General features: G+C 71.9%; 26 protein-coding genes. 16 read left to right on the plus strand and 10 right to left on the minus strand.

Annotated elements, in window-relative coordinates; all coding sequences use genetic code 11:
* Nucleotide 1: 1 nt before the first annotated feature.
* Nucleotides 2-772 carry an SURF1 family protein gene (locus MCBMB27_RS06410; protein ID WP_075380091.1) on the plus strand — a complete coding sequence of 257 codons (771 nt, stop codon included), beginning with the start codon at nucleotides 2-4 and terminating at the stop codon, nucleotides 770-772.
* A gap of 56 nt (nucleotides 773-828) precedes the next feature.
* The gene (gene scpA / locus MCBMB27_RS06415; RefSeq protein ID WP_043346014.1) at nucleotides 829-2,994 is read left to right on the plus strand and encodes a methylmalonyl-CoA mutase; all 2,166 of its coding nucleotides are present in this window, start codon (nucleotides 829-831) and stop codon (nucleotides 2,992-2,994) included.
* Between the two features lie 205 nt (nucleotides 2,995-3,199).
* Here the strand turns inward: scpA and MCBMB27_RS06420 are convergent, their stop codons facing one another.
* The gene (locus MCBMB27_RS06420) at nucleotides 3,200-4,342 is read right to left on the minus strand and encodes an alpha/beta hydrolase (RefSeq protein WP_075380092.1); all 1,143 of its coding nucleotides are present in this window, start codon (nucleotides 4,340-4,342) and stop codon (nucleotides 3,200-3,202) included.
* A gap of 219 nt (nucleotides 4,343-4,561) precedes the next feature.
* On the opposite strand from MCBMB27_RS06420, the gene MCBMB27_RS06425 reads away from it, so the two are divergent.
* Nucleotides 4,562-6,196, plus strand: coding sequence for an alpha-D-glucose phosphate-specific phosphoglucomutase (locus MCBMB27_RS06425; RefSeq protein WP_075380093.1), 1,635 nt, complete (start codon nucleotides 4,562-4,564; stop codon nucleotides 6,194-6,196).
* 129 nt (nucleotides 6,197-6,325) lie between these two features.
* On the opposite strand, the gene MCBMB27_RS06430 is transcribed toward MCBMB27_RS06425, so the two are convergent.
* Complete coding sequence (locus MCBMB27_RS06430; RefSeq protein ID WP_075380094.1) at nucleotides 6,326-6,805, minus strand: GNAT family N-acetyltransferase; 480 nt, start codon at nucleotides 6,803-6,805, stop codon at nucleotides 6,326-6,328.
* A gap of 192 nt (nucleotides 6,806-6,997) precedes the next feature.
* Between MCBMB27_RS06430 and rpsD the strand changes: the two genes are divergently transcribed.
* Nucleotides 6,998-7,615: a 30S ribosomal protein S4 gene (rpsD, locus tag MCBMB27_RS06435; RefSeq protein WP_010686187.1), complete on the plus strand. Its 618-nt coding sequence runs from the start codon at nucleotides 6,998-7,000 to the stop codon at nucleotides 7,613-7,615.
* Nucleotides 7,616-7,726: 111 nt separating this feature from the next.
* Here the strand turns inward: rpsD and MCBMB27_RS06440 are convergent, their stop codons facing one another.
* Nucleotides 7,727-8,050, minus strand: a complete 324-nt coding sequence (locus MCBMB27_RS06440) for a hypothetical protein (protein ID WP_043379541.1) — start codon at nucleotides 8,048-8,050, stop codon at nucleotides 7,727-7,729.
* A gap of 102 nt (nucleotides 8,051-8,152) precedes the next feature.
* On the opposite strand from MCBMB27_RS06440, the gene MCBMB27_RS06445 reads away from it, so the two are divergent.
* The 5 genes from MCBMB27_RS06445 (at nucleotide 8,153) to MCBMB27_RS06465 (ending at nucleotide 11,857) form a co-directional block, all read left to right on the plus strand.
* Entirely contained in the window at nucleotides 8,153-8,494 is a 342-nt protein-coding gene (locus MCBMB27_RS06445; RefSeq protein WP_075380095.1) for a DUF2293 domain-containing protein, read from the plus strand.
* A 97-nt stretch (nucleotides 8,495-8,591) separates the two neighbouring features.
* On the plus strand, nucleotides 8,592-8,801 hold the full coding sequence (locus MCBMB27_RS06450) for a TOBE domain-containing protein (protein WP_043350594.1): 210 nt from the start codon (nucleotides 8,592-8,594) through the stop codon (nucleotides 8,799-8,801).
* Between the two features lie 151 nt (nucleotides 8,802-8,952).
* On the plus strand, nucleotides 8,953-10,008 hold the full coding sequence (gene tsaD / locus MCBMB27_RS06455) for a tRNA (adenosine(37)-N6)-threonylcarbamoyltransferase complex transferase subunit TsaD (protein WP_043350596.1): 1,056 nt from the start codon (nucleotides 8,953-8,955) through the stop codon (nucleotides 10,006-10,008).
* Nucleotides 10,005-10,862, plus strand: coding sequence for a GNAT family N-acetyltransferase (locus tag MCBMB27_RS06460; protein ID WP_043379537.1), 858 nt, complete (start codon nucleotides 10,005-10,007; stop codon nucleotides 10,860-10,862). The genes tsaD and MCBMB27_RS06460 overlap by 4 nt, the downstream gene beginning before the upstream one ends.
* A complete protein-coding gene (locus MCBMB27_RS06465; protein ID WP_043350600.1) occupies nucleotides 10,859-11,857 on the plus strand; it encodes an NAD(P)H-dependent glycerol-3-phosphate dehydrogenase in 999 nt (332 codons plus the stop codon). The genes MCBMB27_RS06460 and MCBMB27_RS06465 overlap by 4 nt, the downstream gene beginning before the upstream one ends.
* A gap of 342 nt (nucleotides 11,858-12,199) precedes the next feature.
* Here MCBMB27_RS06465 and MCBMB27_RS06470 read toward each other — a convergent pair whose 3' ends face one another.
* A complete protein-coding gene (locus tag MCBMB27_RS06470) occupies nucleotides 12,200-14,566 on the minus strand; it encodes a bifunctional diguanylate cyclase/phosphodiesterase (protein WP_043756910.1) in 2,367 nt (788 codons plus the stop codon).
* 255 nt (nucleotides 14,567-14,821) lie between these two features.
* Between MCBMB27_RS06470 and MCBMB27_RS06475 the strand changes: the two genes are divergently transcribed.
* The gene (locus tag MCBMB27_RS06475; RefSeq protein ID WP_075380096.1) at nucleotides 14,822-15,238 is read left to right on the plus strand and encodes an EVE domain-containing protein; all 417 of its coding nucleotides are present in this window, start codon (nucleotides 14,822-14,824) and stop codon (nucleotides 15,236-15,238) included.
* A gap of 24 nt (nucleotides 15,239-15,262) precedes the next feature.
* On the opposite strand, the gene MCBMB27_RS06480 is transcribed toward MCBMB27_RS06475, so the two are convergent.
* Nucleotides 15,263-16,798: a sensor histidine kinase gene (locus MCBMB27_RS06480; RefSeq protein ID WP_043346075.1), complete on the minus strand. Its 1,536-nt coding sequence runs from the start codon at nucleotides 16,796-16,798 to the stop codon at nucleotides 15,263-15,265.
* 284 nt (nucleotides 16,799-17,082) lie between these two features.
* On the opposite strand from MCBMB27_RS06480, the gene MCBMB27_RS06485 reads away from it, so the two are divergent.
* From MCBMB27_RS06485 to MCBMB27_RS06505, 5 genes are all read left to right on the plus strand, one after another.
* A complete protein-coding gene (locus tag MCBMB27_RS06485) occupies nucleotides 17,083-17,538 on the plus strand; it encodes a (2Fe-2S)-binding protein (protein WP_043346072.1) in 456 nt (151 codons plus the stop codon).
* 50 nt (nucleotides 17,539-17,588) lie between these two features.
* Nucleotides 17,589-19,784, plus strand: a complete 2,196-nt coding sequence (locus tag MCBMB27_RS06490; protein WP_075380097.1) for a xanthine dehydrogenase family protein molybdopterin-binding subunit — start codon at nucleotides 17,589-17,591, stop codon at nucleotides 19,782-19,784.
* Nucleotides 19,785-19,921: 137 nt separating this feature from the next.
* Nucleotides 19,922-20,539: a uracil-DNA glycosylase family protein gene (locus MCBMB27_RS06495; RefSeq protein ID WP_075381888.1), complete on the plus strand. Its 618-nt coding sequence runs from the start codon at nucleotides 19,922-19,924 to the stop codon at nucleotides 20,537-20,539.
* A gap of 70 nt (nucleotides 20,540-20,609) precedes the next feature.
* Nucleotides 20,610-21,302: an orotidine-5'-phosphate decarboxylase gene (gene pyrF, locus MCBMB27_RS06500; protein WP_075381889.1), complete on the plus strand. Its 693-nt coding sequence runs from the start codon at nucleotides 20,610-20,612 to the stop codon at nucleotides 21,300-21,302.
* Nucleotides 21,303-21,366: 64 nt separating this feature from the next.
* On the plus strand, nucleotides 21,367-21,711 hold the full coding sequence (locus MCBMB27_RS06505; protein WP_043346068.1) for a DUF1330 domain-containing protein: 345 nt from the start codon (nucleotides 21,367-21,369) through the stop codon (nucleotides 21,709-21,711).
* 301 nt (nucleotides 21,712-22,012) lie between these two features.
* Here MCBMB27_RS06505 and MCBMB27_RS06510 read toward each other — a convergent pair whose 3' ends face one another.
* Nucleotides 22,013-22,642 (minus strand): TetR/AcrR family transcriptional regulator, encoded by a 630-nt coding sequence (locus MCBMB27_RS06510; RefSeq protein ID WP_043379529.1) that lies wholly within the window; start codon nucleotides 22,640-22,642, stop codon nucleotides 22,013-22,015.
* Nucleotides 22,643-22,794: 152 nt separating this feature from the next.
* Between MCBMB27_RS06510 and MCBMB27_RS06515 the strand changes: the two genes are divergently transcribed.
* Nucleotides 22,795-23,565 carry an SDR family NAD(P)-dependent oxidoreductase gene (locus MCBMB27_RS06515; protein WP_043756918.1) on the plus strand — a complete coding sequence of 257 codons (771 nt, stop codon included), beginning with the start codon at nucleotides 22,795-22,797 and terminating at the stop codon, nucleotides 23,563-23,565.
* 105 nt (nucleotides 23,566-23,670) lie between these two features.
* Here MCBMB27_RS06515 and MCBMB27_RS06520 read toward each other — a convergent pair whose 3' ends face one another.
* The 4 genes from MCBMB27_RS06520 to MCBMB27_RS06535 all read right to left on the minus strand — a co-directional run bounded on the left by MCBMB27_RS06520 (nucleotide 23,671) and on the right by MCBMB27_RS06535 (nucleotide 26,224).
* Entirely contained in the window at nucleotides 23,671-23,868 is a 198-nt protein-coding gene (locus MCBMB27_RS06520) for a hypothetical protein (protein ID WP_012318739.1), read from the minus strand.
* 203 nt (nucleotides 23,869-24,071) lie between these two features.
* Nucleotides 24,072-24,617, minus strand: a complete 546-nt coding sequence (locus MCBMB27_RS06525) for a cysteine hydrolase family protein (protein ID WP_043756924.1) — start codon at nucleotides 24,615-24,617, stop codon at nucleotides 24,072-24,074.
* A gap of 187 nt (nucleotides 24,618-24,804) precedes the next feature.
* The gene (locus MCBMB27_RS06530) at nucleotides 24,805-25,314 is read right to left on the minus strand and encodes a ferritin-like domain-containing protein (RefSeq protein WP_043756927.1); all 510 of its coding nucleotides are present in this window, start codon (nucleotides 25,312-25,314) and stop codon (nucleotides 24,805-24,807) included.
* Nucleotides 25,315-25,624: 310 nt separating this feature from the next.
* Nucleotides 25,625-26,224 carry a PAS domain-containing protein gene (locus tag MCBMB27_RS06535; protein ID WP_043379521.1) on the minus strand — a complete coding sequence of 200 codons (600 nt, stop codon included), beginning with the start codon at nucleotides 26,222-26,224 and terminating at the stop codon, nucleotides 25,625-25,627.
* Nucleotides 26,225-26,262 lie beyond the last annotated feature (38 nt).

The following is a 26,262-nucleotide window of genomic DNA, read 5'->3' on the forward strand; positions in this document are numbered from 1 at the left end:
GATGAGACCCGCGGGGTCGGCGGGGGGCTTGAGCCCCTCCCCGGCCCCGATTGCGTTGTGGCGGCGCGTGGTGTTCGGCGTCGGCGCGGGCCTCGTCTTCGTCGTCCTGCTCGGGCTCGGCACGTGGCAGGTGGAGCGGCGGGCCTGGAAGCTCGACCTGATCGCCCGGGTCGATGCCCGGGTCCATGCCCCGCCGGTGCCGGCCCCCGACTCGGCCGCATGGCCGCGCGTCGGCCCCGACGACGCCTACCGGCACGTCCGGCTCGCGGGCACCTTCCTGCACGATCGCGAGACCCTGGTTCAGGCCGTCACCGAGCGCGGCGGCGGATTCTGGGTGCTGACGCCCCTGCGGCGTCCGGACGGCAGCCTCGTGCTGGTCAATCGCGGCTTCGTGCCCGGCGACCGGCGGGATCCGGCGACCCGGGCGGCCGGGCAGGTCGCGGGGGAGACCACGGTGACCGGCCTCCTGCGGCTGACCGAGCCCGGGGGCGCGTTCCTGCGCTCGAACGATCCCAAGGACGACCGCTGGTATTCCCGCGACGTGGCCGCCATCGCGGCGGCCCGGGGCCTGACCGGCGTCGCCCCCTACTTCGTGGATGCGGACGCGACGCCCAATCCCGGCGGGCTGCCGGTGGGCGGCCTCACGGTGATCGCCTTCCCCAACAACCACCTCGTCTACGCGATCACGTGGTACGGGATGGCGCTGATGCTGGCGGGCGCGGTTGTCTACGTCCTGCGGGGCGGACGCGGTCCTGGACCTGCGGGGGAGTAGCCCGCGTCAAGCGCGTGTCTATAATGGCGTGACAAACGCCATAACGAGTCAACGCCATGACCTCCCGCATCCCGAACTTCGCCGAAATCCCGCTGGCCGGCGAATCGCTCGCGGTCGCGGCGCCGGCGCTGGGCGAGCCCTGGATGACGCCGGAGGGTATCCCGGTGAAGGGCCGGTACGGACCGGAGGACCGGGAGGGCCTCGAGTTCCTCGACACCTATCCGGGGATTGCGCCGTTCCTGCGCGGCCCCTACCCGACCATGTACGTCACTCAGCCCTGGACGATCCGGCAGTACGCCGGCTTCTCCACGGCCGAGGATTCGAACGCCTTCTACCGCCGCAACCTCGCGGCTGGCCAGAAGGGCCTGTCGGTCGCCTTCGACCTCGCCACCCACCGCGGCTACGATTCCGACCATCCCCGGGTCTCCGGCGATGTCGGCATGGCGGGCGTGGCGATCGACTCGATCTACGACATGCGCACGCTGTTCTCGGGGATTCCCCTCGACGAGATGACCGTGTCGATGACGATGAACGGCGCGGTGCTGCCGATCCTCGCGCTCTACATCGTCGCCGCGGAGGAGCAGGGCGTGCCGCCGCAGAAGCTCGCCGGCACGATCCAGAACGACATCCTCAAGGAGTTCATGGTCCGCAACACCTACATCTATCCCCCCAAGGGATCGATGCGGATCATCTCGGACATCTTCGCCTACACGTCGAAGAACATGCCGAAGTTCAACTCGATCTCGATCTCCGGCTATCACATGCAGGAGGCCGGGGCGACGAACGACCTGGAGCTCGCCTACACGCTCGCCGACGGCGTCGAGTACATCAAGGCGGGCCTCGCCGCCGGGCTGACCATCGACCAGTTCGCCCCGCGCCTGTCGTTCTTCTGGGCGATCTCAACCAACTTCTTCATGGAGGTCGCCAAGATGCGGGCCGCGCGCCTGATCTGGGCGAAGCTCGTGAAGGGGTTCGATCCGAAGTCGGAGAAATCCCTGGCCCTGCGCACCCATTCGCAGACGAGCGGCTGGTCGCTCACCGCGCAGGACGTGTTCAACAACGTCACCCGCACCAACATCGAGGCGATGGCGGCGACGCAGGGCGGCACGCAGTCGCTCCACACCAACGCGCTGGACGAGGCGCTGGCGCTGCCCACCGACTTCTCGGCGCGGATCGCCCGGAACACGCAGCTGTTCCTGCAGCAGGAGAGCGGCACCACCCGGATCGTCGATCCCTGGGGCGGCTCCTACTATGTGGAGAAGCTCACGGCCGACATGGTGGCCCGGGCCTGGGAGCACATCCGCGAGGTCGACGGCCTCGGCGGCATGGCCAAGGCGATCGAGGCCGGGATCCCGAAGCTCCGCATCGAGGAGGCTGCCGCCCGGGCCCAGGCCCGGATCGATTCCGGCCGGCAGACCATCGTCGGCGTGAACAAGTTCCGGGCCGACGACGACATGGCCATCGACCTGCTGCGGGTCGACAACGGCAATGTCCGCCGGCTCCAGATCGACAAGCTCAAGCGCCTGCGCGCCGAGCGCGACGAGGCGGCGGTGACGGCCCGGCTGGAGGCCCTCACGAAGGCCGCCGACGGCACCGAGAATCTGCTGGAGCTCGCCGTCGAGGCCGCCCGCGCCAAGGCGACGGTGGGGGAGATTTCCGAGGCCCTGGAGAAGGCCTGGGGCCGGCACCGCGCCGAGATCCGCTCGATCTCCGGCGTCTACAAGCGCGAGGTGGGGGGCATGTCGCCTGTGGTCGAGGAAGTCCGGGCGCTGGTCGAGGCGTTCGAGGAGAATGACGGCCGCCGGCCGCGCATCCTGGTCGCCAAGATGGGCCAGGACGGGCACGACCGCGGCCAAAAGGTGATCGCCTCGGCCTTCGCGGATCTCGGCTTCGACGTGGATATCGGGCCGCTCTTCGCCACCCCGGCGGAGGCCGCCCGGCAGGCGGTGGAGAACGACGTCCACATCGTCGGCGTCTCGTCCCTGGCTGCCGGCCACCTGACCCTGGTGCCGGAGCTGAAGGCGGCGCTGACCGAGCAGGGCCGGGACGACGTGATGATCGCCATCGGCGGCGTCATCCCGCCGGGCGACTACGAGGCGCTGACGGCCGCGGGCGCGGCGGCGATCTTCCCGCCCGGCACGGTCATCGCCGAGGCGGCCGCCAAGCTGATCCGCGCGCTGAACGAGCGGCTGGGCTACGCGGCGCGGCAGGCGGCGGAGTAGAAGGCTTCCCGAGGCGGCCGGACCGGCCGCCTCGCCCCATGCCCTGGCGCGCCCCTCGTCCTGAGGTGCCGGAGCGAAGCGGAGGCCTCGAAGGAGGCCTCCATCCGGCCGCGCGATCCCTGGAGCCCCCCTGCGGCGCCCGCTGACGCGCGCACCTCAGGATGGGGCGGTGGTATGGGATCGGCCGGCCCCCGGGGCTCGCCGCTCAGTTCAGCGCCTGCGGGTCCGCCTCCGTGAGGAAGGCCCCGACCGCGTGGAGGAACTGCATGCGGTTCTTCTCCATCATCACCGTATGGGTGCCCTCCCCCAGCTCGACGAAGCGCTTGTAGGGGGCGTGAGTGAGCTTGGTGAAGTATTCCTGCGCCTGATAGCTCGGCAGGTCGGCGTCCCACTCGGCGTGGATGATCAGCACGGGCACGCGGATCTCGCCCGGATCGTAGAGCGGCTTCCCCGCCGCCCAGTAGGCGTCCTTGTCGGCGACCGTGCCGTTCGGCGCGCGCAGGACCGGCGGCGATCGCTTCGCCCCGACCGGGTCGGTGGCGAAGGTCGCGTCGGCCCATTGGTCGAACCAGCCCGCCGGGATCAGGTCGGCCTTCTTGTCCTCGGGGACGCCGGTCAGCCAGCGCGCCCGGGCGCTGTCCCGGCTGACGGTGCGATAGGCCCCCACCGTGCCGCCACCGCCGATCAGGCCGGGCGTGCGCGCCAGCCATTGCGGCGCGTAGAGGACGAGGCGGTTGACCGCGTCGTTGTGGGTGCTGGTGTAGAGCCCCATGGTGGAGGTCCCCCAGGACCAGCCCATCAGGTCGATCTTCTCGACGTTGCGCCGCTTCCGGATGAAGTCGACGACCTGCCCCATCACCTTGGCGGCGTCCGGCGTCCGCATGAGCGGCGGATTGTCGGCGGGCGGCGCGTCCATGGCGGCCGGGCGTCCGGACAGGCCGTAGCCCGGCAGGTCCACGCAGTAGACGTCGAAGCCGAGGCCCGCGAGGTAGTCCATGGCCGACATCCCCCCGAGCGGCAGGTCGAAGGCGGTGGAGGACGGGTAGGTGGAGCCGTGCACGTAGAGCAGGATCCGGTCGCCCGGGAACCGCTCGGTTCCCGCTGGCCGCTTGTTGCGCACGTAGATCTCGACCCCCGGCTCGCTCCAGGGCAGGCGGAACTCGTCCGTCGTCAGCTGGGCCACCGGAGCCGCGACGACAGGAGCCGCGACGGCAGGCGCCGCAACGGCTTGGGCTGCCGAGGCCGCGACCGCCGCCCCGGCGGCGAGCGCCCCGACCAGCTCGCGCCGGGCCAAGCCCCGGCCGTGCCGGGCCGCGTCCGGATCCGTCCGCATTGGTCTGTCCGCCATGATGTCTCCTCCGGTCCGCCTTGTCTGGCGGCTCGGGCGATTCAAGCGGCGGGCGTCGGCGGGCGCAACGCTCCGGACCGGCCGGCGGCGGACAGGCGGCGGGTTCCGTCGCCCGATCCGGCGAAACCGCGTGAAAAAAGCCCGCCCCTGTCGCCGGGGCTGGTGACGCCAAGCTCCCGGACGGGCATTGAGGCGGGAGATTCCGGGAGACGCCCGCTTATGACGACTCCGACCACCGTCGCGACCACGCCCTTCCCCGACCAGAAGCCGGGCACCTCCGGCCTGCGCAAGAAGGTGCCGGTGTTCCGGCAGCCGAACTACGTCGAGAACTTCGTCCAGGCGATCTTCGACACCCTGCCCGACAAGGCGGGCGCGACCCTCGTGCTGGGCGGCGACGGCCGGTTCCTCAACCGCGAGGTGGTGCAGAAGACGCTGCGCCTCGCCGCCGGCAACGGCTTCGGCCGGGTCCTCGTCGGTCAGGGCGGCCTGCTCTCGACGCCGGCTGCCTCCTGCGTCATCCGGAAGGCCAAGGCGCTCGGCGGCATCGTGCTCTCGGCGAGCCACAACCCGGGCGGGCCGGACGGCGATTTCGGCATCAAGTTCAACGCCGCCAATGGCGGCCCGGCGCCCGAGACGCTGACGAACGCGATCTTCGAGCGGGCGAAGGCGATCACGGAATACCGCCTCGTGGAGGCCCCGGACCTCGACCTCGACACTCTGGGCGACACCCGCCTCGGCGCCATGACGGTGACGGTCATCGACCCGGTGGCCGACTACGCCGCGCTGATGCGTACGCTCATCGACTTCGACGCGGTGGCGCGCCTGTTCGCCTCCGGCTTCCGCATGCGCTTCGACGCCATGAGCGCGGTGACCGGCCCCTACGCGACGGCGATCTTGGAAGGGATGCTCGGCGCCCCCGCGGGCACGGTGGTCAACGCGGTCCCGAAAGAGGATTTCGGCGGTCACCACCCGGATCCGAACCCGGTCCATTGCCACGACCTGTTCGACCTGATGCAGGGGCCGGACGCGCCGGATTTCGGCGCCGCCTCGGACGGCGACGGCGACCGCAACATGATCGTGGCCCCGGGCCTGTTCGTGACGCCGAGCGACAGCCTCGCCCTGCTCGCCGCCCACGCCCACCGGGCGCCGGGCTACGCGGGCGGGCTGGCCGGTGTCGCGCGCTCCATGCCCACGAGCCGCGCCGCCGACCGGGTCGCGGCCGCGCTGGGCATCAAGGCCTACGAGACGCCCACCGGCTGGAAGTTCTTCGGGAATCTTCTGGACGCCGGGCTGATCACCCTGTGCGGCGAGGAGAGCGCCGGCACCGGCTCGAACCACGTCCGCGAGAAGGACGGGCTCTGGGCGGTGCTGCTCTGGCTCAACATCCTCGCCGCCACGGGCGAGCGGGCCGACGCGCTGGTGCGGGCGCACTGGCGCACCTACGGGCGCGACTACTACGCCCGCCACGACTACGAGGAGGTGGATTCGGACGCCGCCAACGGTCTGATGGACGCGCTCCGCGAGAAACTCGCCGGGCTGCCGGGCACGCGGATCGGCGATCTCACGGTCTCGACGGCCGACGAGTTCGCCTACCGCGATCCGGTGGACGGCTCGCTCACCGAGCGCCAGGGCATCCGGATCGGCTTCGCCGAGGATGCGCGGGCGGTGTTCCGGCTCTCCGGCACCGGCACCGCCGGGGCGACGCTGCGGGTCTACCTGGAGCGCTACGAGAACGCACCGGACCGGCTCGACTTGGCCGTTGCCGAGGTGCTGGCCCCGGTCGCGGCCGCGGCCCGCGCGATCGCCGAGATCGAGCCCCGCACCGGACGGCCTGAGCCGAGCGTGGTGACCTGAAGGGAGCCGGGAGACGCCTCGTCTTTGCGAGCGCCGCGAAGCAATCCAGAGGCGCCACGCTCTACGGCGGCGCGCCACCCTGGGGCGCTTCGCTGCGCTCGCGATGACGGTAAGGCCGGCGCCGATGCCTCAAACCAAGTCCTTCACCATGTGCACGGTCACGTCGTCGTCGCGGGTCCGGCCCGGTCCGTCGTAGAGCTCCTCCCGCTCCACCCGGTAGCCGAGCGCCCCGTAGAGGCGCAGGTTCGCCGTGTACTTCTTGTTGGTGTAGAGACGCAGCCGCGCGAGCCCGGCCTCGGCCGCGACGGCGTCGGCCCGTCCCATCAGCCGGCTGCCGAAGCCCCGGCCCTGGAAGGCCGGGTCCACCGCGACGTTGACGACCAAGAGGTGATCGGCCTCGGCCCGCGTCTCGATCAGGCCGGCGAGATCCGGACCGGCCCGCAGCAGGTCGAAGCGGTGGTCCCGCAAAGCCTGCGCGTAATCCGCCTGCATGGGAATCGGCAGGCGCCCGATCACCGGGATCCATTTGGTGTAGGCCGCCTCCACCAGCGCCCGGATCGCCTCCGCGTCCGCGGCCGCGCCGCGCCGGACCACGACTGACTCGTCCATCTGACCTCTCACGGTTGACCGCGGCGCGTCCGTCCCCTAAAGACCCGCCGTCGATGGGGCTCCGCACGGGGCCCCGTCGCGTTTTCACGCGCACCCGTGGGCGGGATCCTCCCGCCCTGTCGTCCCGGACCGTGAAGGGCCGGGAAAAGGAGGGCGCGTTCCTCATTCTCGTCACGAGAGGACGCGGAAGATATGTCGAAGCGGATTCAGGCCAAGCACAAGCTCGACCGCCGCATGGGCCAGAACATCTGGGGCCGCCCGAAGAGCCCCGTCAACCGCCGCGAATACGGCCCCGGCCAGCACGGCCAGCGCCGTAAGGGCAAGATGAGCGACTTCGGCACGCAGCTGCGCGCCAAGCAGAAGCTCAAGGGCTATTACGGCAACATCACCGAGAAGCAGTTCCGCCGCTACTACGCCGAGGCGATCCGCCTGCGCGGCGATTCCGGCGAGAACCTCGTCGGCCTGCTCGAGCGCCGCCTCGACGCCGTGGTCTACCGGGCGAAGTTCGTCGCGACCCCGTTCGCCGCGCGCCAGTTCGTCAACCACGGGCACGTCAAGGTGAACGGCGTCCGCGTCAACATCCCGAGCTATCAGGTGAAGGCCGGCGACCTCATCGAGGTCAAGGAGTCCTCCCGCCAGCTCGAGATCGTCATCGTGGCGACCCAGCTCTCCGAGCGTGACGTGCCGGACTACATCGAAGCCGACCACGCCAAGATGACCGCCCGCGTCACCCGCATCCCCAGCCTGTCCGAGGTGCCCTACCCGGTGCAGATGGAGCCGAACCTCGTCATCGAGTTCTACTCCCGCTGATCCCGTCGCCCCGGCGACCGAGGAGGGGCTGCCCGTTCGGGCGGCCCCTTCGCGTTTCCGGACCCTCGTCCCGGACGCGGGTCTCCGGCGTCCGGGACGACCGCCCGGGCCTCAGCAGCCCTGGCAGATCGAGCCCATCGTGTGGCGCATCTTGCTGTCCCAGGCCTTCGAGCGGGCCTCGGCGGCCTTCTGAGCCTTGATCATCTCGGCCTGGTTCACGGGCTGCGGCAATCCGGTGGCTGCGGTGCCGCCCGGGGGTTTGGTCTGGCCGGTGGCCGTGGTCCGGCGGCCGCTGACCTGGGAACCCGCCGTGGCCGGGGACGCGGCAGAGCCCGGATTGGTGCCCGGATTCATGCCCGGAGCCGGGCCCTGGGCCAGCGCCGGCGCCGCCCCGAGGAAGAGGCCGAGAAGCAGCGCGGGACGAAGAATTGCCATGGACCTGATCTCCCCGGCGGAGGATCCCGTGCAGGCCCCGCCTCATCTGAGGCCGATCCTACCCGATCGCTCCGTTAAAATCATGCCGTCGGCAGGCCTGCGATGAGCGTTGGATCGCCGCCGCTGAATCGCCGGGACGCCGTCGCCGCGGCGCTGGCCCGGCTTGCCCCGCGCCTCCCGGATTTCGAGGCGGAGGCCGCCCTCGACCGGGCGCTGGCCAGCCCGGGCCTGCGCCGGGCCGCCCCGGAGACCGCGGCACGCCTCGCCCTCATCACGTACGCGCGCCACGTCTTCACCGATTACGACGACCTCCTGGCCGACGGATACGACCGGGACAGCGCCCGGCACTTCGTCCTCGACGATCTCAACGCCGCGCTGGCCGCCTGGGGGGCCGCGCCGATCCCCGAGGACGAGGCCGGCGAGCCTGAGGCCGATCCGCCCTGAGGCGGTCGCGCGGGACCCCGCCATGCTGTAGGAGACATGCCCGAGGCCGCCCGACGCGACCTGTTCCGGTGCGGCTTATGGAGCGAGGCAGCAGACCATGAAGATCAGCGCGCGCAACGTTCTCAAGGGCACGGTCCTCTCCGTGGACAAGGGGGCGACCACCTCCCACGTGAAGATCGAGATCAGCCCCGGCCAAGTGGTCACCGCTTCGATCACCAACGAGGCTGTCGAATCCCTCAAGCTCGTCGCCGGCGGTCCCGCCTACGCGGTGATCAAGGCTTCCGACGTCATGGTCGCCGTCGACTGAGGGCGTCCTCGCGCCGTCCCCTCATCCCGAGGCCTGCGCTGCGCTCCGGCACCGCAGGACGCGGATGGGACGGACGGCTGAGACCATGCTCCGCTTTCGCGCCGTGACCGCCGGCGGATAGGATGCGGTCCGGATCGGAGGAGTTCAACCCGTGCAGAAGACCGTGCTCGGCATCGAGACCACCTGCGATGAGACCGCCGCCGCCGTGGTGTCGGTCGACGAGGATGGTGTCGGCCAGATCCGCGCCAACGAGGTACTGAGCCAGATCGCCGAGCACGCGGCCTATGGCGGCGTCGTGCCGGAGATCGCCGCCCGCGCCCACGTGGAGGTGCTCGACCGGCTGATCGCCCGTGCCCTCGACCGGGCCGGGACCGGCTTCCGGGACCTCGACGGCATCGCGGTGGCCGCCGGCCCCGGGCTGATCGGCGGCGTGCTGGTCGGCCTCGTCACCGCCAAGACCCTGGCGCTCGTGACCCGCAAGCCCCTGCTCGCCGTCAACCATCTGGAAGCCCACGCGCTCACGGCGCGGCTCACCGACGGCGTCGCCTTCCCGTACCTGCTGCTCCTGGTCTCGGGCGGCCACACCCAGCTCGTCGCCGTGCGCGGCGTCGGCGACTACGTGCGGCTCGGCTCGACCGTCGACGACGCCATCGGCGAGGCTTTCGACAAGGTCGCCAAGCTCCTCGGCCTCGGCTATCCCGGTGGTCCCGCGGTCGAGCGCATGGCCGAGGCCGGCGATCCCGAGCGCTTCGCCCTGCCCCGGCCGATGCTCGGCCGCCGCGAGGCCGACTTCTCCCTCTCGGGCCTCAAGACCGCCGTGCGGATCGAGGCCGAGCGGATCGCCCCGCTGGCCGAGCGCGACGTCGCCGATCTCTGCGCGAGCTTCCAGGCCGCCGTGGTCGACGTGGTGGTGGACCGCGCCCGGGTCGCCCTGCGCGCCTTCTCGGACGTGGCCGGACGGCCCACCGCCCTGGTGGCGGCGGGGGGCGTGGCGGCCAACGGTGCCATCCGGCGGGCGCTGGCCGCCCTGGCCGGCGAGGCGGGCCTGAGCTTCGTGGCGCCGCCCCTGCCGCTCTGCGGCGACAACGGCGCGATGATCGCCTGGGCCGGGCTGGAGCGCCTGCGCCTCGGGCTGGTGGACGACCTCACGGCCCCGGCGCGGCCCCGCTGGCCGCTGGCGGCCCGGGCGGCGGTGCCGGCCGGATGAACCCGGCGGACCGGCGCACGCATTGGCGGGATCTGGTGGAGCGCCGCCTGCCCGAAGCCGTCCGTCCGGACTGGCCGGTGCGGCTCGACCATTGCTTCGCCCGTATCCTCCTGGACAATGCCTGCGGCGGCCCCTGGCGCGACCATACCCGCCCGCCCGCCCACGCCACCATGCCGCTCGGTCAGCTTGAGATCGCGATCGCGCTGGGCGAGGCGGTGCTCGCCGGCCGTGCGGACCTCGCGCTCCTGAACCGCCGCTCCCTGGCCTGGCGCGGCAAGATCGCCGCCGCCCCGGTGCCGGAGGCCCTCCGGGACGGCGACCTGACCCTCCGCCGCTGGCGGCCGGAGGATACGGCGCCCTTCGCGGCGCTCAACGCCGATCCGGCGGTGATGGCTCATTTCCCGCGGCCCCGGACCGAGGCGGAGAGCGCCGCCGAGGCCGGCCTCTGCGACCGCCGCTTCGTGGCGGACGGGTTCGGCCCCTGGGCCCTGGAGCATGCGGGCCGGTTCATCGGCTTCGCCGGCCCGATGCGGATCCTGCGACCCCTGCCCTTCCCGGGGGGCGACCGGCCCGGAACGACGGTCGAACTGGCCTGGCGCCTCGCACGCGAGGCCTGGGGCCACGGCTTCGCCACCCGGGCTGCGCGGCTCGCCCTCGCCGATCTCGCCGGGCGCTGCAGGATCCGGAGCGTCGTGGCCTTCACGGCGGTCGGCAACGACCGCTCCCGGGCCGTGATGGAGCGCCTCGGCCTGAGGCCGGCCGGGACATTCCCGCATCCGGCGGTGCCGGAGGGGCCGCTGCGCGTGCACGTGCTCTACCGGCTGGACTGCGCGGACAGGGAGGAAGCGGCATGAGCGCGGAGACCCCGATCAACGTCGTCGGCGGCGGGGCCTGGGGCACGGCGCTGGCCAACGCCGCCGCCGGGGCCGGCCATCCCGTCACCCTCTGGCTGCGCGATGCGCAGGCCGCGGCCGCCCTCCAGGCCCAGCGGGAGAATCCGCGCTACCTGCCGGGCGTGCCGCTGCATCCCGCGATCCGCGCGACGGCCGATGCCGACGCCCTCGCGGGCGCCCGGGCGACGCTCGTGGTCGTGCCCGCCCAGACCATGCGCGGCGTGCTGGAAACTCTGCGCGGTCCCCTGGCCAGCGCCGGGCCGGTGATCCTCTGCGCCAAGGGAATCGAGCGCGGCAGCGACAGTTTCATGAGCGCGGTGGCCGAGCAGGTCCTGCCCCCCGGCGTGCCCGTGGCGGTCCTGTCCGGCCCGAGCTTCGCAGCCGACGTCGCCCGCGGCCTGCCCACCGCCGTGACCCTGGCGGCGGCCGATGCCGGCCTCGCCGCCGGCTTGAGCGCCCTGCTGTCCGGGCCGAGCTTCCGCCTCTACCACACCGACGACGTGCGGGGCGTCGAGATCGGCGGCGCCGGCAAGAACGTGCTGGCCATCGCCTGCGGGATCGTGGTGGGGCGCGGCCTCGGGGAGAGCGCCCGGGCGGCGCTGATCGCCCGGGCCTTCGCCGAACTGATGCGCTTCGCCCGCGCCTTCGGCGGGCGGCCCGAGACGCTGATGGGGCTCTCGGGGCTCGGTGACCTCGTGCTCACCGCCTCCTCGCCGCAATCGCGCAACTTCGCCTTCGGCCAGCGGCTCGGCGCCGGCGCCAGCCCGGCCGAGGCCGCGGGCGGCAAGCTCGCCGAGGGGGCGTTCACCGCCGCGGCCCTCGCGGGCCTCGCCGCCGCGAAGGGTCTCGAGATGCCGGTGGCGGAAGCCGTCGCCGCCATCGTGGCCGGCTCGGCCAGCGTCGACGACGTGATCGCCGGCCTGCTGGCCCGGCCGCTGCGCGGGGAGACCGACTGAGGGCGCCCTCCCCGGGGCGTCCTCTCCGAGGTGCAGGCCGCCGACGCACCCGGTGCCCGGACCCGGGACCGCGCATCCGGGTTTCTGGCGGGCGCTGGGGGCAGGCCCTGCGTGATCCGTCACGGCTCCGCCCCGATCCGCCGCCCAGGGGCTCGGCCCTCTGGGCGCGTGGCTGTCGACGACGGGGCCGGGGGCGCTGCGCGGAGCGCCTCCCCGGATCGCGGATCGGACCCGCGACAGCGTCGGCAGCCCGACCGCGGGGCCGCCATCGACCACCTCCGCCGGGATGAGCCGGCGCCGGGGCCGCCCCTCTTCGAGGTGAGGCGACCGGCCCGATGCGCCTCAGGCCACGGCGGCCGCCCGGTCCGGCGCCGCGCCGTGGGTGTGGGTGGAAAAGCGCGCGATCGGCTCGGGTCGGCCCAGCAGATAACCCTGGGCGAGGGTGCAGTTCTCCTGCGCCAGGAAGGACAGCTCCTCGGCGGTCTCCACGCCCTCCGCCACCACGGCGAGCCCCAGACCCCGACCCAGCCCCAGCACGGAGCGCACGATCGCGGCCCCCTGCGGGTTGCTGTGGACCGCCTTGATGAACGAGCCGTCGATCTTGATCCGGTCGAACGGGAAGGCGCGCAGGTTCGACAGCGAGGAATAGCCGGTGCCGAAATCGTCCATGGCGATCTGCACGCCGAGCGCCTTGAGCTGGCGCAGGGTGAGGAGCGCCCGGGCCGGATCCCGGATCAGCGCGGTCTCGGTGATCTCGATCTCGAGGCGCTCCGCCTTCAGGCTAGCTTCGAACAGGGTCCCGTGGACGAACTGGACGAAGTGCGGGTTGTGGAGCTGCACCGCCGAGACGTTGACGGCGATCGCCAGAGGGTTCGGCCAGCTGGCCGCCGCCCGGCAGGCCTCCCGCAGCACCCAGGCCCCGATCTCCAGGATCGCCCCGGTCTCCTCGGCGATCGGCACGAACACGGCCGGGGGGATGCTGCCCCGGGTGGGGTGGCGCCAGCGCAGCAGCGCCTCGAAGCCCGTCACCACGCCGGTGCCGATCTCGCTCTGCGGCTGATAGACGAGCTCCAGCTCCCCCCGGGTCACCGCGTGGCGCAGGTCGTGCTCCAGCTGCCGCCGGTCGCGGATCTGCGCACCCATGCTGGCGTCGTAGCGCCGAAAGGTGCCGCGCCCCTCGTTCTTGGCCCGGTACAGGGCGGCGTCGGCGTGGCTCAGGAGCGCACGCTGGTCCGCGGCGTCGTCGGGATAGACCGCGATGCCGATGCTGGTGGCGATCACCGGGCCGGAGGCGGCCGGCACCGCGGCCAGGGTGGACAGGATCCGCTCGGCCAGCCGCTCGGCGGACCCCTCCGCCTGCGGCGTCAGGATGGCGAACTCGTCGCCGCCCAGCCGGGCCATCAGCTGTTTCGCGTCGAGGAGGCCGCCGGCCCGGAGGGCGAGATCGCGCAGCATCGCGTCGCCGGCTGCGTGTCCGAACAGGTCGTTGACCTCCTTGAAGCGGTCGAGGTCCAGGCACAACACGGCGAGGCGGCCGCCCTGGGCGTCCGCGGCGCGGATCTCCCGCTCCAGCCGCGCGTGGAAGCTCGTGCGGTTGGCCAGCCCCGTGAGCGCGTCGTGGTGGGCGAGGTAATGGATCTCGCTCTCGGCCCGGCGCCGGGCGCGCAGGTCGCGCACCGCCACGGCGTGGTGCGGCAGGCGCCCGTACTCGGCGACGGGACGCATGATCACCTCCACGGGGATCGTGCCGCCACTCGCCGGGACGAGGTCGGCCTCGAGGGGCTGGTCGACCGTTCCGGCCCCGGTGGCGACGCCCGGCAGGTACAGGGCCAGGTTCGTGCCCACGAGGTTGGAGGCCCCGGTGCCGGCGAGCCGGGCGAAGGCCTCGTTGGCGCTGACGATCTCGCCGCCGCGGCAGACGACGAGACCCTCCACCGCCGCGTTGGCGAGGCTGCGCAGCCGCTCGCGCTCGAACTCGGCCCGCTTGCGGTCCCGCAGGTCGAGCACCAGGGCAGCCCCGGCGAGCAGCAGGATCAGGAAGCTCGCCGCCGCCACCGCGGCGGCGAGCCAGGCGGTGCGGATGGCGCTCGCGTGGATCTCCACGGTGGGGTCCGGCAGGATGGTCACGGCGGCCATGCCGGTGAAATGATGGCCGCAGATCGCCAGGATCAGCAGCGCGCCGCCGCCGAACCGGCCCCGGACCGTGGTGGCCGACAGCCCGACCACCAGGGCGGCGGCGCCGAACGCCGCTGCGAGCCCGACCGAGATCACGACCGGGACGGGATTCCACACAAGGTGTCCTGGCACCTGAAAGGCGGCCATGCCGGTATAGTGCATCACCGCGATGCCGCACCCCACCACGGCGCCGCCGAGCGCCGCCTGGATCCTCCGGCCGGTCGTGGCCAGGGCGAAGCCGAGCCCGGTGATCGCCACGGCATCGACGTAGGAGAGGAGGGTCAGCCCGACGCCGTACCCCGACGGCAGCCCGGGCTCGAAGGCGAGCATCGCCAGGAAATGCGTCGCCCAGATCCCCGACCCGCCGGCGGCGGCGGCCACGGTGAGCCAGATGTAGCGGTTGCGGCCTCCGGCCCGGCCGGCATGGATGAGCAGTTCCAGCGCCGTCGCACTCGCCAGCGTGCAGACAAGTGCCGCCAGGACCACCAGCCAGAAGTTGTGCTCTCCGGCGAAGCAGCCGACCAGTGACAGCATGTATGCAACCGGAGATTATTAAGAGATGCTCTTATGCCACGTTTGGCATCCAGAATTTAATATTCAGCCAACGGCATCCCTCGATAAGCGAGATTTTACTGGTCTTTAACGACGTCTCATGCGCCGGCCCTCGGTGCGCCGAGCGCGCCGAGCGCGCCGAGCGCTCCGGACGCGGCGCTGGCCTGTTCCCGGAGGCCGAAGCTGGGCTATGGCGGGGCATGCCGCCCGGCCGGGCGGTCCGCGGGACCTTCAGCGATGGCGTACTGGCTGTTCAAATCCGAGCCCGCGACCTGGTCGTGGGACCAGCAGGTCGCGGCCGGTGAGGCCGGCACGTACTGGAACGGCGTGCGCAACCACCTCGCCAAGAAGCAGCTGATGGCCATGCAGGTCGGCGAGCAGGGCTTCTTCTACCACTCGAACGAGGGCAAGGCGGTGGTCGGCATCGTGGCGGTGATCCGCCCCTACTATCCCGATCACACGGACGAGACCGGCCGCTTCGGCATGGTCGACGTCAAGGCCGTGCGGGCGATGCCCCGCCCTGTGACGCTCGAGGCGATCAAGGCCGATCCGGCCCTGGCCGACATGGTGCTGGTCAACAATTCCCGCCTGTCGGTGCAGCCCGTGACCGAAGCCGAATGGGCCCGGATCCGTGCGCTCGGCGGCCTCGACTGAGCGGGGCGGCCCGACCGGCGCGGGTCACGCCGCGCGGTTGAGGGGACTGCGCGCGGGGGCCACCACCTCCGGCTCGACCTCGACGGCCGGCAGCGTGTCCATGACCCGGGAGGCCGGCAGCGTCACCACCACCTCGGTGCCCTCGCGCGGCTTGGACGACAGCTGGAACTGCCCGCCATGCAGCTCCACCAGGCCCTTCACGATCGGCAGGCCCAGCCCGGAGCCCTGCTCGGCGGTCTTGATCGCCAGGGAGCCGCGCCCGAACGAGGACAGGACCGTGCCGAGTTCGTCTTCCGGGATGCCCGGGCCGCTGTCCTTCACCGAGACGTATTGGCCGCCCGACGCGGTCCAGCCGACCTTCAGCCAGATCTCGCCGCCCGGCGGCGTGAACTTCACGGCGTTCGACAGGAGGTTCAGCACGATCTGGCGGAGTGCCCGCTCGTCCGCCCAGAGCCGCGGCAGCGAGCCGTCCACGAGATCGTGGAACGTCTGGTTCTTGGCCTTGGCCCGCAGGCCCATCATGTGGCGGCACTCCTCCACCACGTGGGCGAGCTGCACCGGCTCCTCGTTGAGTTCGTAGCGCCCCGCCTCGATCCGCGACAGGTCGAGGATCTCGTTGATCAGGTTCAGGAGATGCATCCCGCTGTCGTGGATGTCGTGCGAGTATTCCCGATAGGACGGCGCCGTGTGGGTGCCGAACACTTCGTTCTTCATCACCTCCGAGAAGCCCAGGATGGCGTTGAGCGGCGTCCGTAGCTCGTGGCTCATGGTGGCGAGGAAGCGCGACTTGGCGAGGTTGGCCTCTTCGGCCCGGCGGCGGGCCTCGTCGGAATTGGCCTTGGCCTGTTCCAGCTCGCCGAACACCGCGTCCTTCTCGGCCCGGGAGCGCAGGGCGCCCACCGTCGAGGTGTAGAGGCGGCGGGAGAGGCCGAGGAAGAAGACTTGCGCGCCACCGGCCATCACCACCAGCATCAGCAGGTCCATCCCGCGGGAGAAGGCGGCGAGGGACACGGTGGCGAGCGCCAGCGGCACGAGGGCGGCGATGGCGGCCAGCGGCACCGTCGCGGCCAGCATGGTGGTGACGGCGGAGGCGATGACGAGGCCGAACAGCGCGAAGGTCCAGCCGCCGGTGGTGCCGAGCCCGATCATCGCGGACCACGACAGGCTCTGCAGCACCTCGCCGATCAGGAAGCGCCGGCGCCAGCGGGCGAGCGGGATCGTCGCCGGGTCGGCGCGGAGGAAGCGCCGGCTCAAGGTGGTGTTGAGCGTGATCATCAGGAACACGCCGAGCGCCCAGGCCGCCGCCACCGGCGGCGCGATCCAGAAGGTCGCCGCCGTGGCGAGCGCCGCCGCGAATCCCACCAGCGGGATGCCCGCGCCGGCCCGGTACTGGGCGTAGTGGCGCAGCAGCTCGTAGTCGAAGGCCCGCTCCAGGCCGGTCTGCGAGGTCAGCTTCTCGCGAGCCGAGCGGATTTCCCGGGCGACCCCGAGGCGGCGCGCCGCCTCCTCCGTCGAGGGGCCGCGACCGCGCTGGACCATCTCGACGGTGAGATCGGGCATGCGCGTCTTGAAACTCGGCTCGATTCCGCGGACGGGCGGCGGTGGCTGGGAAGCACGCCGTAAAGATGAGGCGGATGTGTTAAGAAGCGGCTGCCGGCATCCCTTCAATTTTAAGCATCGGGGGCTGTATCGAGGCTGTGCCGCCGCCGGATTGAAGTGCGGTGCCGCACATCGTGTCCGGGCATGGGCTCGCTATTTAAAGGTGCGTGACCGCTTACCCGTGCGAGGCCGCACGCCGTGATCCGGGCTGCCCGGATGCCCGCGTCGAGAAAGGGTCGCCGACCATGCCGAATCTCACCGTCAACGGTGTCACGCACGCGGTCGACGCCGACCCCGACATGCCCCTGCTCTGGGTGCTGCGCGACCGGCTCGACGCCACCGGCACCAAGTATGGCTGCGGCATCGCGCAGTGCGGCGCCTGCACGGTCCATCTCGACGGGCAGCCGGTCCGGTCCTGCCAGACGCGGCTTGGCGATGTCGGCACCGCGCAGGTGACGACCATCGAGGGCGTGTCGGGCCGCGTGGCCGAGGCCGTCCAGGCGGCGTGGCGCAAGCTCGACGTGGTCCAGTGCGGCTACTGCCAGTCCGGCCAGATCATGTCGGCGATCGGCCTGCTCTCGGGCAACGCCAAGCCCAGCGACGCCGACATCGACGGCGCCATGGACGGCAACATCTGCCGCTGCGGCACCTACCAGCGCATCCGCGCGGCGATTCACGAAGCCGCGCGCAGCCTCGCCTGATCGGCCTGACGCCTCACCTTCCCCGCGGTCCCGACCGGAGCCTCGCCGCCATGCTGAACGCCCGTCGACCGAATCCCCTGCCCGCCCGTCCCAGCCGCCGCGGCCTGCTCGCCGGCGCCGGCGCCCTCGTGGTCGCGTTCCGGCTCGACCCGAAATCCGCCCGCGCGGCATCCGGCCCGAACCTCGCCGACGTCAAGGCGCAGCCCAACGCCTTCGTGCGGATCGGCGCCGACGACACCGTCACGGTGGTGATCAAGCACCTCGACATGGGCCAGGGGAACACGACCGGCCTCGCCACCATCCTGGCCGACGAGCTCGGCGCCGACTGGTCCAAGGTCCGTACCGAATTCGCCCCCGCGGATGCGACGCTCTACAACAACAGCCTGATGGGCCCGATCCAGGGCACCGGCGGCTCCACCGCGGTGGCCAATTCCTGGTTCCAGCTGCGCAAGGCGGGCGCGGCCGCCCGCGAGATGCTGATGGCCGAAGCCGCCTTCCGCTGGAAGGTGCCGGTTTCGGAGATCACGGTCGCCGACAACATCGTGCGCCACGCGCCCTCCGGCCGGCAGGCCCGGTTCGGGGAACTCGCCGCCTCGGCCGCCTCCCTGCCGGTCCCCTCCGAGCCGCGGCTCAAGGATCCGAGCGAGTGGCGGCTGATCGGCCAGACGATCCCGCGCCTCGATTCCGTGGCCAAGACCAACGGCACGGCGATCTACTCCCTCGACATCCGCCGCCCCAACCAAGTCACCGCGGTCGTGGCCCGGGCACCGCGTTTCGGCGCCACCGTGAAGAGCTTCGATGCCGCCGCCGCCCGCAAGGTCGCCGGCGTCCTCGACGTGGTGCAGGTGCCCACCGGCGTGGCGGTGATCGCCCGCGACACGTGGTCGGCCATGAAGGGCCGCGAGGCGCTTACCGTCGCCTGGGACGACAGTACCGCCGAGACCCGCTCGTCCGACGCGATCCTCGCGGAGTACCGTGAGCGGGCCAAGGGCCCCGGCCTCACGGCCTCCGAGCGCGGCGACCCGCAGGCGGCGCTGAGAGGGGCCGCCAAGGTCGTCGAGGCCGAGTTCACCTTCCCCTACCTCGCCCATGCGGCGATGGAGCCCTTGAACGCCACGATCGAGCGGGCGGCCGACGGCGGCTACGACGTCTACGCGGGCTTCCAGTTCCAGACCGTCGAGCAGGCGACGATGGCGGCGATCCTCGGGGTGACGCCCGACCGGGTGCGCCTCCACAGCAACTGGGCCGGCGGCTCCTTCGGCCGCCGGGCGACCCCCACCGCCGACTACCTCGCCGAAGCCGCGACGGTTCTGAAGGCGTCGGGCGAGAAGGCCCCCGTGCACCTCGTCTGGACCCGCGAGGACGACATGGCCGGCGGCTATTACCGCCCGACCGTGCTGCACAAGGTCCGCGCCGGCATCGACGCCAAGGGCGCGGTGGTCGGCTGGGACCACGTGATGGTCGGCAAGTCGATCATGATCGGCTCGCCCTTCGAGGCGATGATCGTCAAGAACGGGATCGATTCCACCACCGTGGAGGGCGCCTCCGACACGCCCTACGCGCTGCCGGCCTACCGGTTCGGCGTCCATAACGGCCGCGAGGGCGTGCCGGTCCTGTGGTGGCGCTCGGTCGGCCACACCCACACCGCCCACGTGATGGAGGTGATGATCGACGAGCTGGCCCATGCCGCCAACGTCGATCCGGTGGCCTACCGGCTGTCGCTCCTCGCCCAGGCGCCGCGGCTCTCCGGCGTGCTGAAGCTCGCCGCCGAGAAGGCCGGCTGGAGCGCCAGGCCGCAGGATCCGGGCCGCGGCCTCGGGGTCGCGGTCCACGAATCCTTCGGCTCGTACGTCGCCATGGTCGCCGACGTCACCGCTCAGGAGAACGCGGTCCGGGTGAACCGGATCGTGGCGGCGGTGGATGTCGGCGTTCCGGTCAACCCGGACGTGATCCGCGCGCAGGTCGAGGGTGCGGTGGGCTTCGCCCTGTCGTCGGTGCTGCGCAACCGCATCACCCTCAAGGACGGGCAGGTGCAGGAGCACAATTTCGACGCCTACGCGCCGACCCGGATGAGCGAGATGCCGACGGTCGAGGTTCACATCGTGCCGAGCCAGGTGGCGCCCACCGGGGTCGGCGAGCCGGGCGTGCCTGTGCTCGGGCCGTCGATCGCCAACGCGGTCTTCGCCGCCACCGGCCGGCGCCTGCGCTCCCTGCCTCTCGACCTCTCGGGCGTGAAGGGCGCGTGAGGAATCGCACGTTCCACCGGCCCGGTTCGGCGTAGGGAGGAGAGGCCTTCCCCCCAAGGCAAGAGACCCGACTGAAGACGGCGCGGCGCGACACCGCGCCGTTTCTTTTTTCTGCGCCGATGCGCCATCTCCGGGGCATGCCCGCCTTCGACGACACCGCCGCGCGCCTGCGCGCCTGCCGCCTCTGCCGGGACAGCCCGCTCTACGGTCCGCCCCTGCCCCAGGAGCCCCGGCCGATCGTGCAGGGCTCGGCCACGGCCCGCCTGTGCATCGCCAGCCAGGCGCCCGGCACGCGCGCCCACCGCACGGGCCAGCCGTTCACCGACCCGTCGGGCGTGCGGCTGCGGTCCTGGCTCGGCCTCGACGAAGCGCAGTTCTACGACGCGGCCCGGGTCGCCATCGTGCCGATGGGATCGTGCTTCCCCGGCCTCGACGCCAAGGGCGGCGACCGGCCGCCGCGCCGGGAATGCGCCGAGCGCTGGCGGGCGGAGCTGTTCTCCGGCCTGCCCGACCTCGAACTGATCCTGGTGATCGGCCAGTACGCGCAAGGCTGGCATCTCGGACGGATGGAGGGCGGGCTCACCGGGACAGTGCGCCGCTGGCGGGAGATCCTCGCCGAGCCCCGGCGCCCCCGGGTGCTCCCCCTGCCCCACCCGTCCTGGCGCAACAACGGCTGGCTGAAGCGCGAGCCCTGGTTCGAGGCGGAATTGCTGCCGGTGCTGCGCGCCGAGGTGGCGCGGGTGTTGGCGGAGTGAGGCGGCGATGCCGGCATTGACCTCGCGGGCGTTCCGCGGAATCGCTGCCACGACCCCGAAGGACGCCCCGATGACCGAGATTGCCGATCCCCGCGACCGCCTGATCGTGGCCCTCGACCTGCCGAGCGTGCAGGCGGCCGAGGGGCTGATCGACCGGATCGGCGACGCCGCGACCTTCTACAAGATCGGCTACCAGCTGGGTTACGCGGGCGGCCTCGCCCTGGCCGAGCGGCTGGCGGCCCGCGGCCTCAAGGTCTTCCTCGACCTGAAGCTCCACGACATCGGCAACACCGTCGAGGAGGGCGTGCGCTCGGCCTCGGGCTCCGGCGCCACCTTCCTCACCGTCCACGCCTACCCGCAGACCATGCGGGCGGCGGTCCGCGGCCGGGGCGCGGGGCTCAAGATCCTCGCCGTGACGGTGCTCACCTCCTACGACGATGCCGACGCCGCGGAGGCCGGCTACGGCCTGCCGGTGGCGGAGCTCGTCGCCAAGCGCGCCGCCCAGGCCGCCGAGATCGGCATCGACGGCCTCGTCTGCTCGGCTGCCGAGGCGGGCTCGGTCCGGCGCATCGTCGGCCCGGACCGGCTGATCGTCACTCCGGGCATCCGCCCTGCGGGCACCGAGGCCGGCGACCAGAAGCGGGTGATGACCCCCGGCGATGCCCGAAAGGTCGGGATCGACCATGTGGTGGTCGGGCGCCCGATCACCGGCGCCGCCGACCCCCGCGCGGAGGCGCAGGCGATCGTGGCGGAACTCGCCTGAACCGGACCGGGATTGCCTTCGCGCCGATCGGATCCACTTCGCTCCGCAAGGCAGGAGACGCAGCATGACGAAGGGCTACTGGATCGCGCGGGTCGATGTCCGCGACGCGGAGGCCTACAAGGCGTACGTAGCGGCCAACGGTGCCGCCTTCGCCAAGTTCGGCGGTCGCTTCCTCGTGCGCGGCGGCGCCCACGAGGCGGTGATGGGGCCGGCCCGATCCCGCAACGTGGTGATCGAGTTCCCGAGCTATGCCGATGCCCTCGCCTGCTGGAACTCCGACCTCTACCAGGCGGCCAAGGCCAAACAGCGCGGCGGCGTCGAGGCCGAGATCCTGGTGATCGAGGGCTATGACGGCCCACAGCCGAGCGCCTCCGAGCCGGCGCCGGAGGCCGGTCCGGCTTCCGAGTAGATCGCAGCGAAGGGGCCACGCGGCGTCTCGCGCGGCCGAGCCGGGCACCGGACGGGGCTCTGGATTTCGGGGCCTGCGCGCAGTCGGGGAATGACGGAGGTGTCGTCCCCGGCCGCCATCGCATCCGGCGGCGCGGTGTCCGCGCTGGCGATCGCCACTGTCCCGGCGCGCCGCTTCGCCCCTGTGGGGCGGGGGGCGGAATGCCGACGTTGGACCGACCGTCAGAGCGGGACCATGGAGGCGGGTCCTCCGGGGCGGCCGCGATGCCGCCGGCGACGATCCCGGATCTCGTCCGGTCGCGCTACGACAGCGGCCTCCGCGGCGCGAGGCTCCGCAGCAGGAAGGCCGTCATCGCGGCCACGGGCGGCACCGGCTGAAGACTGGAGCTGCCCACCAGCAGCGGATGGGTGTAGCGGGCGATGGCGGCGTGGATGCAGGCGGCCGCCTCGACGGGATCGGCGGCCTCGAATTCGCCCCGGGCCACCCCCTCGCGGATGATCCGCTCGAACCCGGCGGTGATCCGGGCCACGTGATGACGGCAGACGTCCCAGCTCTCCACCATCGCCGCCTCGATCATCTCGTGCAGGCGGGGAAACGTCTCGCAGCGGCGGGTGCAGTCGCGATGCAGGGTCTCGATCGCCGCCACGAGGCGCGCGGTGGCGTCGAGGCCCGGCCGGTCGGCGATCTCCGAGATCACCGCCTCGCTCTCGCCGATCAGCCGCTCCAGCACCGCCTCGTTGATCGCCTTCTTCGACTCGAAGAACCGGTAGACGTTGGCCGGACTCATCTTGAGCGTCCGGGCGATGTCGGCCACGGTCGTCTTCTGATAGCCGATCTCGCGGAAATACGTGCCCGCCGTCGCCAGGATGCGGCTCCGCGTGTCGGGCGCGCACTCCTCTGCGATCGCGTGGGGCGTTTCGTCCAGGGACATGCGTCCTCACTAGGCCATGCGGCCGTGGGGCGTCAAAGACGCGAACCCGGATCGGGTTCCCCTGCGGCCGGTGCGCGCGCCCGGAACCCGCCCCGGCGACACCCATTGCCCCCGCATCCGGCCGCCATGGCGGTGCCAGCGAGAGAGTCCCGATGAGCTTCACCGACACCCGTGCCCTGGTCACCGGGGCCGATTCCGGCATCGGGCAGGCGACGGCGGAACTGCTCGCCCGGGCAGGCGCCGACGTCGCGATCACCTATCACAGCGACGCGGACGGCATCCGCGAGACCGCCGCGCGGGTCGAGGCCGCGGGCCGCCGGGCCCTGGTGCTCCAGCTCGATGTCGGCGATCCGGCGGCCGTCACGGCGGCCTTCGACCGTATCGGCAGCGAGCTCGGCACCCTCGACATCCTCGTGGCCAATGCCGGACAGGCCATGAGCGGGATACCGGTCGCCGAGATGGACGACGCGGTCCTGGAGCGGATCCTGCGGGTGAACCTCATGGGACCGCTCTTCTGTGCCCGCCCCTTCATCAAGATGCGCCGGGCGCAGGGCGGGAACGGCAAGATCGTGTTCGTCTCCTCCGTGGCCCAGCACCTGCCCACCCCTGAGAGCGCGCCCTACGGGATGTCGAAGGCGGGGCTCGGCTCCCTCTGCCGCTCCCTGTCGCGGGAACTCGCCGAGGACCGGATCAACGTCAACAATGTCGCCCCGGGCCTGATCGAGACGCCGATGACCGCGGACCGGTTCGAGCGGTCGGAGGTTCTGGACCAGTCCCTGGAGCGGATCCCGTGGCATCGGGCCGGCCAGCCGGAGGAGATCGCTCAGGCGATCCTGTATCTGGCCTCGGATGCCGCGGCCTACGTCACCGGCCACACTCTGGTGGTCGATGGCGGCTTGACGATGCAGTGGGGTGGCGCCTGAACAACGAAGCGCGGCGCCGGGCTCAAGGTCCGGCGCCGCACTTCGAGATAGTCTTCGACCGGCGCCGGGGCTGCCGGTGATGCCACCAAGCCCTCGGGCAGGCCCTCAGGACCCGAATTGCGAGCCCAGCCGCTCGAGGTACTCGGCCAGGTCGACGCCCCCGACACGCTTGCCGTAGTCGAAGCGCATCCCCTGGCGGATGTCGACGCTGGCATCCCGGGTGGTCAGGGTGAAGGGACGGACGCAGACCCAGGCCCCGTCGCGGCGGTGCTCGAAGTAGCCGAGGATCTCGTGCTTGGCCATAACCTTTCCTCCGGGACCGTGTTCAGGATCATAACGGTCGCGCAGGCCGCTGGTTCGCGCGGCGCGACTGTTTTTCGCGTGCGGCGGCGCACGGATCGAGTGTTCGAGAGCCGGGATGGTCGCGGACGGCTCGCGCAGATCTCGCCTGAGCTTGGCTATTACGGTGCGAATGTTCGGCCCTGTCCGGAGGGCGGCGGGCCGGGTCAGTGCCAGAGATCGAGGATCTCGGCGGTCGTCATGGTCTCGACCTGGTGGCCGTAACGCATCCGGTACATCAGCAGGAGGGCGTCGTGCGCCGCGTCGCAGGAGCTGCACAGGGCGTCGGTGGCCAGCACGATCCGGTAGCCGAGATCGACGCCGCCGAGCACGGCGGCCAGCACGCAGACATCCGTCTCGGCGCCGGTGACGATCAGCGTATCGACAGCGCGCGCCCGCAGGCGCGCGTCGAGGCCGGTCTCGAGCCAGGGCGAATAGACGGTCTTGTCGACGACCTCCGCGGGCGGGACCAGCCGGGCGAGGTCCGGGACGAGGTCGATCATGCCGGCGTCGAGGCGCTCCCGGGTCATGGCGGCCCAGCGCTGCGAGTAGGTCGCCCAGGTGCCGCGGCCCTCGCCCGGCCGGGCGGCCGGGATGAAGCGGGTGAAGATGGTCCGCTCCGGATGCGCCGCCGCGAGGCGGCACACCTGCGGCAGGACGCGGTTCATCCACGGGGTCTGCCAGTCGGTGGGCTCGGCGAACATGCGCTGCATGTCGATGCAGAGATGGACGCAACCCGTCCCCAGGGCCCCTTCGGAGGCTTTCCCCTCCGGCCGGGGAGCATTCGTCGATCGTCCGCTTCCAGTGTCCATGTGCGCGCAATCAGGCCGGGTCGGCGTTGGTGTGAGGGTCGTCGGACGCGGCCGTCCCCGCCCCGCTTCGGGCGGGGACGGCGCGACGTCAGCGATCGGCCTTGGCGCCGGACACCGTCAGGGAGAGGTAGCGCTCCGTGATCGGACGGATCAGCTTGCGCACCGCATCCGCCATGGCCTGCTCCTCCTTGAGCGACTGCTCGAAGGCGCTCCGGTGGCCCTGCTGTCCCGCGGCGTCGCTGATCGTGAGCAGCGACTCGTAGGCGGCGATCTCGAAATTCTCGAAGGCGTGGTTGGCGTAGGTGTTCTTCAGGATCTCGTCCTGGGCCGGGGTGTGACCGAGCGCCATCATGTTCCCGACGAAGCCCAGGAAGCCCTCCTTGAGGGCCGAGGGGCTGTCGCCCAGGCTCTGGAGCGCCTCCTCCAGGCGCTGTCGCTGCCCGTGCGTCTCCTCGATGTGGCGGCGCAGGGCCTGTTCCATCTCGGGGTAGCGCTCCAGACGCTCGACCTGCCGCTCCATGATCTGCAGCGCCTGCATCTCAACCGCATGGGTATTCTTCAGGGCCGTGACGTAGATCTCGCGGACGTCCATGGTCATGGCGTTTACCTCGTAGCAGTTGCGAGCCTGATGGCTCGTTCAACCAGCAAACACAGGCGCCGCGCGGCCAAGTTCCGGTCGGAAGGTCGCAGGAGGAGGCGCCGATCGAGCCTGTCCTGCGCCGTGCTGGGATCCGGACCGGCGCGGTTCCGGATCGACCGCCTCCGGCGCGCCCCTCCGGGGCCGGGCGCGCCCTCGACGCCCCGGACTGACGGCGCGGGTCAACCGGCCGGCGGCGTCGATGGGGAGACGCGGCTCCGGCGCCACGGTCGTCGCCCTGGCCGCCGCCTCGACGGGAACGGGGGGCCAATCAATGCAGGGCGTCGCCGCGCTCGGTGCGCTGGCGGTCCGCGAGGCGCCGGCCGATCTCGATCAGCAGCGTCTCGGTCAGCGCCACCAGGGCGGTGTCGCGGAGCTGCGAGACCGTGTCGTGCAGCGAGAGGCACAGGTCGGCGGTCCGGCTGAGGGCGTCGTCGATCGTGGCCCCGTCGCGCTTCGCGAAGGCTGTGCCGGCGGACTTGCTGTCCGAGATCTCGACGATCACCCCCCGGCCGGTGGACGGACGGCCGTCCTGATCGAGGTAGAAATGCCCGCGGGTGAACAGCCACCGCAGCCGGCCTTCCGGGGAGCAGACGCGGTACTCGGCCGTGTAGGAGCCGCCCGTGCGGACGCAATCCAGGATGACCTGCGAGATATGCGGCTGGTCGTCCGGATGGACGGCCTCCAGGAGCTCGGCGAGGCTGACGCCGGCCCGCGACCGGGCCGGGCTGATGTTGAACAGCAGGGCGCTCACCGGATCGGCCCGCGCCTCGTCCCGGAGAATGTCCCACATCCAGAAGCCGACGCCGCCCGAGGCTTCGAGAGCCGCGACCAGAGCCGCCTCGGACACATCCTCGTCCGTTTGGGCCATCCGTGGCATCCCCGAGCGCATCGCCAAAACGGCCGCTG

The sequence above is a fragment of the Methylobacterium phyllosphaerae genome (assembly GCF_001936175.1).
In the GTDB taxonomy this organism is placed as follows: domain Bacteria; phylum Pseudomonadota; class Alphaproteobacteria; order Rhizobiales; family Beijerinckiaceae; genus Methylobacterium; species Methylobacterium fujisawaense.

What these genes read in the sequence shown, in the direction of transcription:
- MCBMB27_RS06465 (WP_043350600.1), top strand. Translation starts at nt 10,859, where the DNA reads ATGAGCGCGGAGACCCCGATCAACGTCGTCGGCGGCGGGGCCTGGGGC.
- MCBMB27_RS06470 (WP_043756910.1), bottom strand. Translation starts at nt 14,566, where the DNA reads ATGCTGTCACTGGTCGGCTGCTTCGCCGGAGAGCACAACTTCTGGCTG.
- MCBMB27_RS06495 (WP_075381888.1), top strand. Translation starts at nt 19,922, where the DNA reads ATGCCCGCCTTCGACGACACCGCCGCGCGCCTGCGCGCCTGCCGCCTC.
- pyrF (WP_075381889.1), top strand. Translation starts at nt 20,610, where the DNA reads ATGACCGAGATTGCCGATCCCCGCGACCGCCTGATCGTGGCCCTCGAC.
- MCBMB27_RS06505 (WP_043346068.1), top strand. Translation starts at nt 21,367, where the DNA reads ATGACGAAGGGCTACTGGATCGCGCGGGTCGATGTCCGCGACGCGGAG.
- MCBMB27_RS06510 (WP_043379529.1), bottom strand. Translation starts at nt 22,642, where the DNA reads ATGTCCCTGGACGAAACGCCCCACGCGATCGCAGAGGAGTGCGCGCCC.
- MCBMB27_RS06535 (WP_043379521.1), bottom strand. Translation starts at nt 26,224, where the DNA reads ATGGCCCAAACGGACGAGGATGTGTCCGAGGCGGCTCTGGTCGCGGCT.
- MCBMB27_RS06460 (WP_043379537.1), top strand. Translation starts at nt 10,005, where the DNA reads ATGAACCCGGCGGACCGGCGCACGCATTGGCGGGATCTGGTGGAGCGC.
- MCBMB27_RS06485 (WP_043346072.1), top strand. Translation starts at nt 17,083, where the DNA reads ATGCCGAATCTCACCGTCAACGGTGTCACGCACGCGGTCGACGCCGAC.
- MCBMB27_RS06430 (WP_075380094.1), bottom strand. Translation starts at nt 6,805, where the DNA reads ATGGACGAGTCAGTCGTGGTCCGGCGCGGCGCGGCCGCGGACGCGGAG.
- MCBMB27_RS06410 (WP_075380091.1), top strand. Translation starts at nt 2, where the DNA reads ATGAGACCCGCGGGGTCGGCGGGGGGCTTGAGCCCCTCCCCGGCCCCG.
- MCBMB27_RS06420 (WP_075380092.1), bottom strand. Translation starts at nt 4,342, where the DNA reads ATGGCGGACAGACCAATGCGGACGGATCCGGACGCGGCCCGGCACGGC.
- MCBMB27_RS06490 (WP_075380097.1), top strand. Translation starts at nt 17,589, where the DNA reads ATGCTGAACGCCCGTCGACCGAATCCCCTGCCCGCCCGTCCCAGCCGC.
- MCBMB27_RS06515 (WP_043756918.1), top strand. Translation starts at nt 22,795, where the DNA reads ATGAGCTTCACCGACACCCGTGCCCTGGTCACCGGGGCCGATTCCGGC.
- MCBMB27_RS06525 (WP_043756924.1), bottom strand. Translation starts at nt 24,617, where the DNA reads ATGCAGCGCATGTTCGCCGAGCCCACCGACTGGCAGACCCCGTGGATG.
- scpA (WP_043346014.1), top strand. Translation starts at nt 829, where the DNA reads ATGACCTCCCGCATCCCGAACTTCGCCGAAATCCCGCTGGCCGGCGAA.
- MCBMB27_RS06475 (WP_075380096.1), top strand. Translation starts at nt 14,822, where the DNA reads ATGGCGTACTGGCTGTTCAAATCCGAGCCCGCGACCTGGTCGTGGGAC.
- MCBMB27_RS06440 (WP_043379541.1), bottom strand. Translation starts at nt 8,050, where the DNA reads ATGGCAATTCTTCGTCCCGCGCTGCTTCTCGGCCTCTTCCTCGGGGCG.
- MCBMB27_RS06450 (WP_043350594.1), top strand. Translation starts at nt 8,592, where the DNA reads ATGAAGATCAGCGCGCGCAACGTTCTCAAGGGCACGGTCCTCTCCGTG.
- MCBMB27_RS06530 (WP_043756927.1), bottom strand. Translation starts at nt 25,314, where the DNA reads ATGACCATGGACGTCCGCGAGATCTACGTCACGGCCCTGAAGAATACC.
- rpsD (WP_010686187.1), top strand. Translation starts at nt 6,998, where the DNA reads ATGTCGAAGCGGATTCAGGCCAAGCACAAGCTCGACCGCCGCATGGGC.
- MCBMB27_RS06520 (WP_012318739.1), bottom strand. Translation starts at nt 23,868, where the DNA reads ATGGCCAAGCACGAGATCCTCGGCTACTTCGAGCACCGCCGCGACGGG.
- MCBMB27_RS06445 (WP_075380095.1), top strand. Translation starts at nt 8,153, where the DNA reads ATGAGCGTTGGATCGCCGCCGCTGAATCGCCGGGACGCCGTCGCCGCG.
- MCBMB27_RS06425 (WP_075380093.1), top strand. Translation starts at nt 4,562, where the DNA reads ATGACGACTCCGACCACCGTCGCGACCACGCCCTTCCCCGACCAGAAG.
- MCBMB27_RS06480 (WP_043346075.1), bottom strand. Translation starts at nt 16,798, where the DNA reads ATGCCCGATCTCACCGTCGAGATGGTCCAGCGCGGTCGCGGCCCCTCG.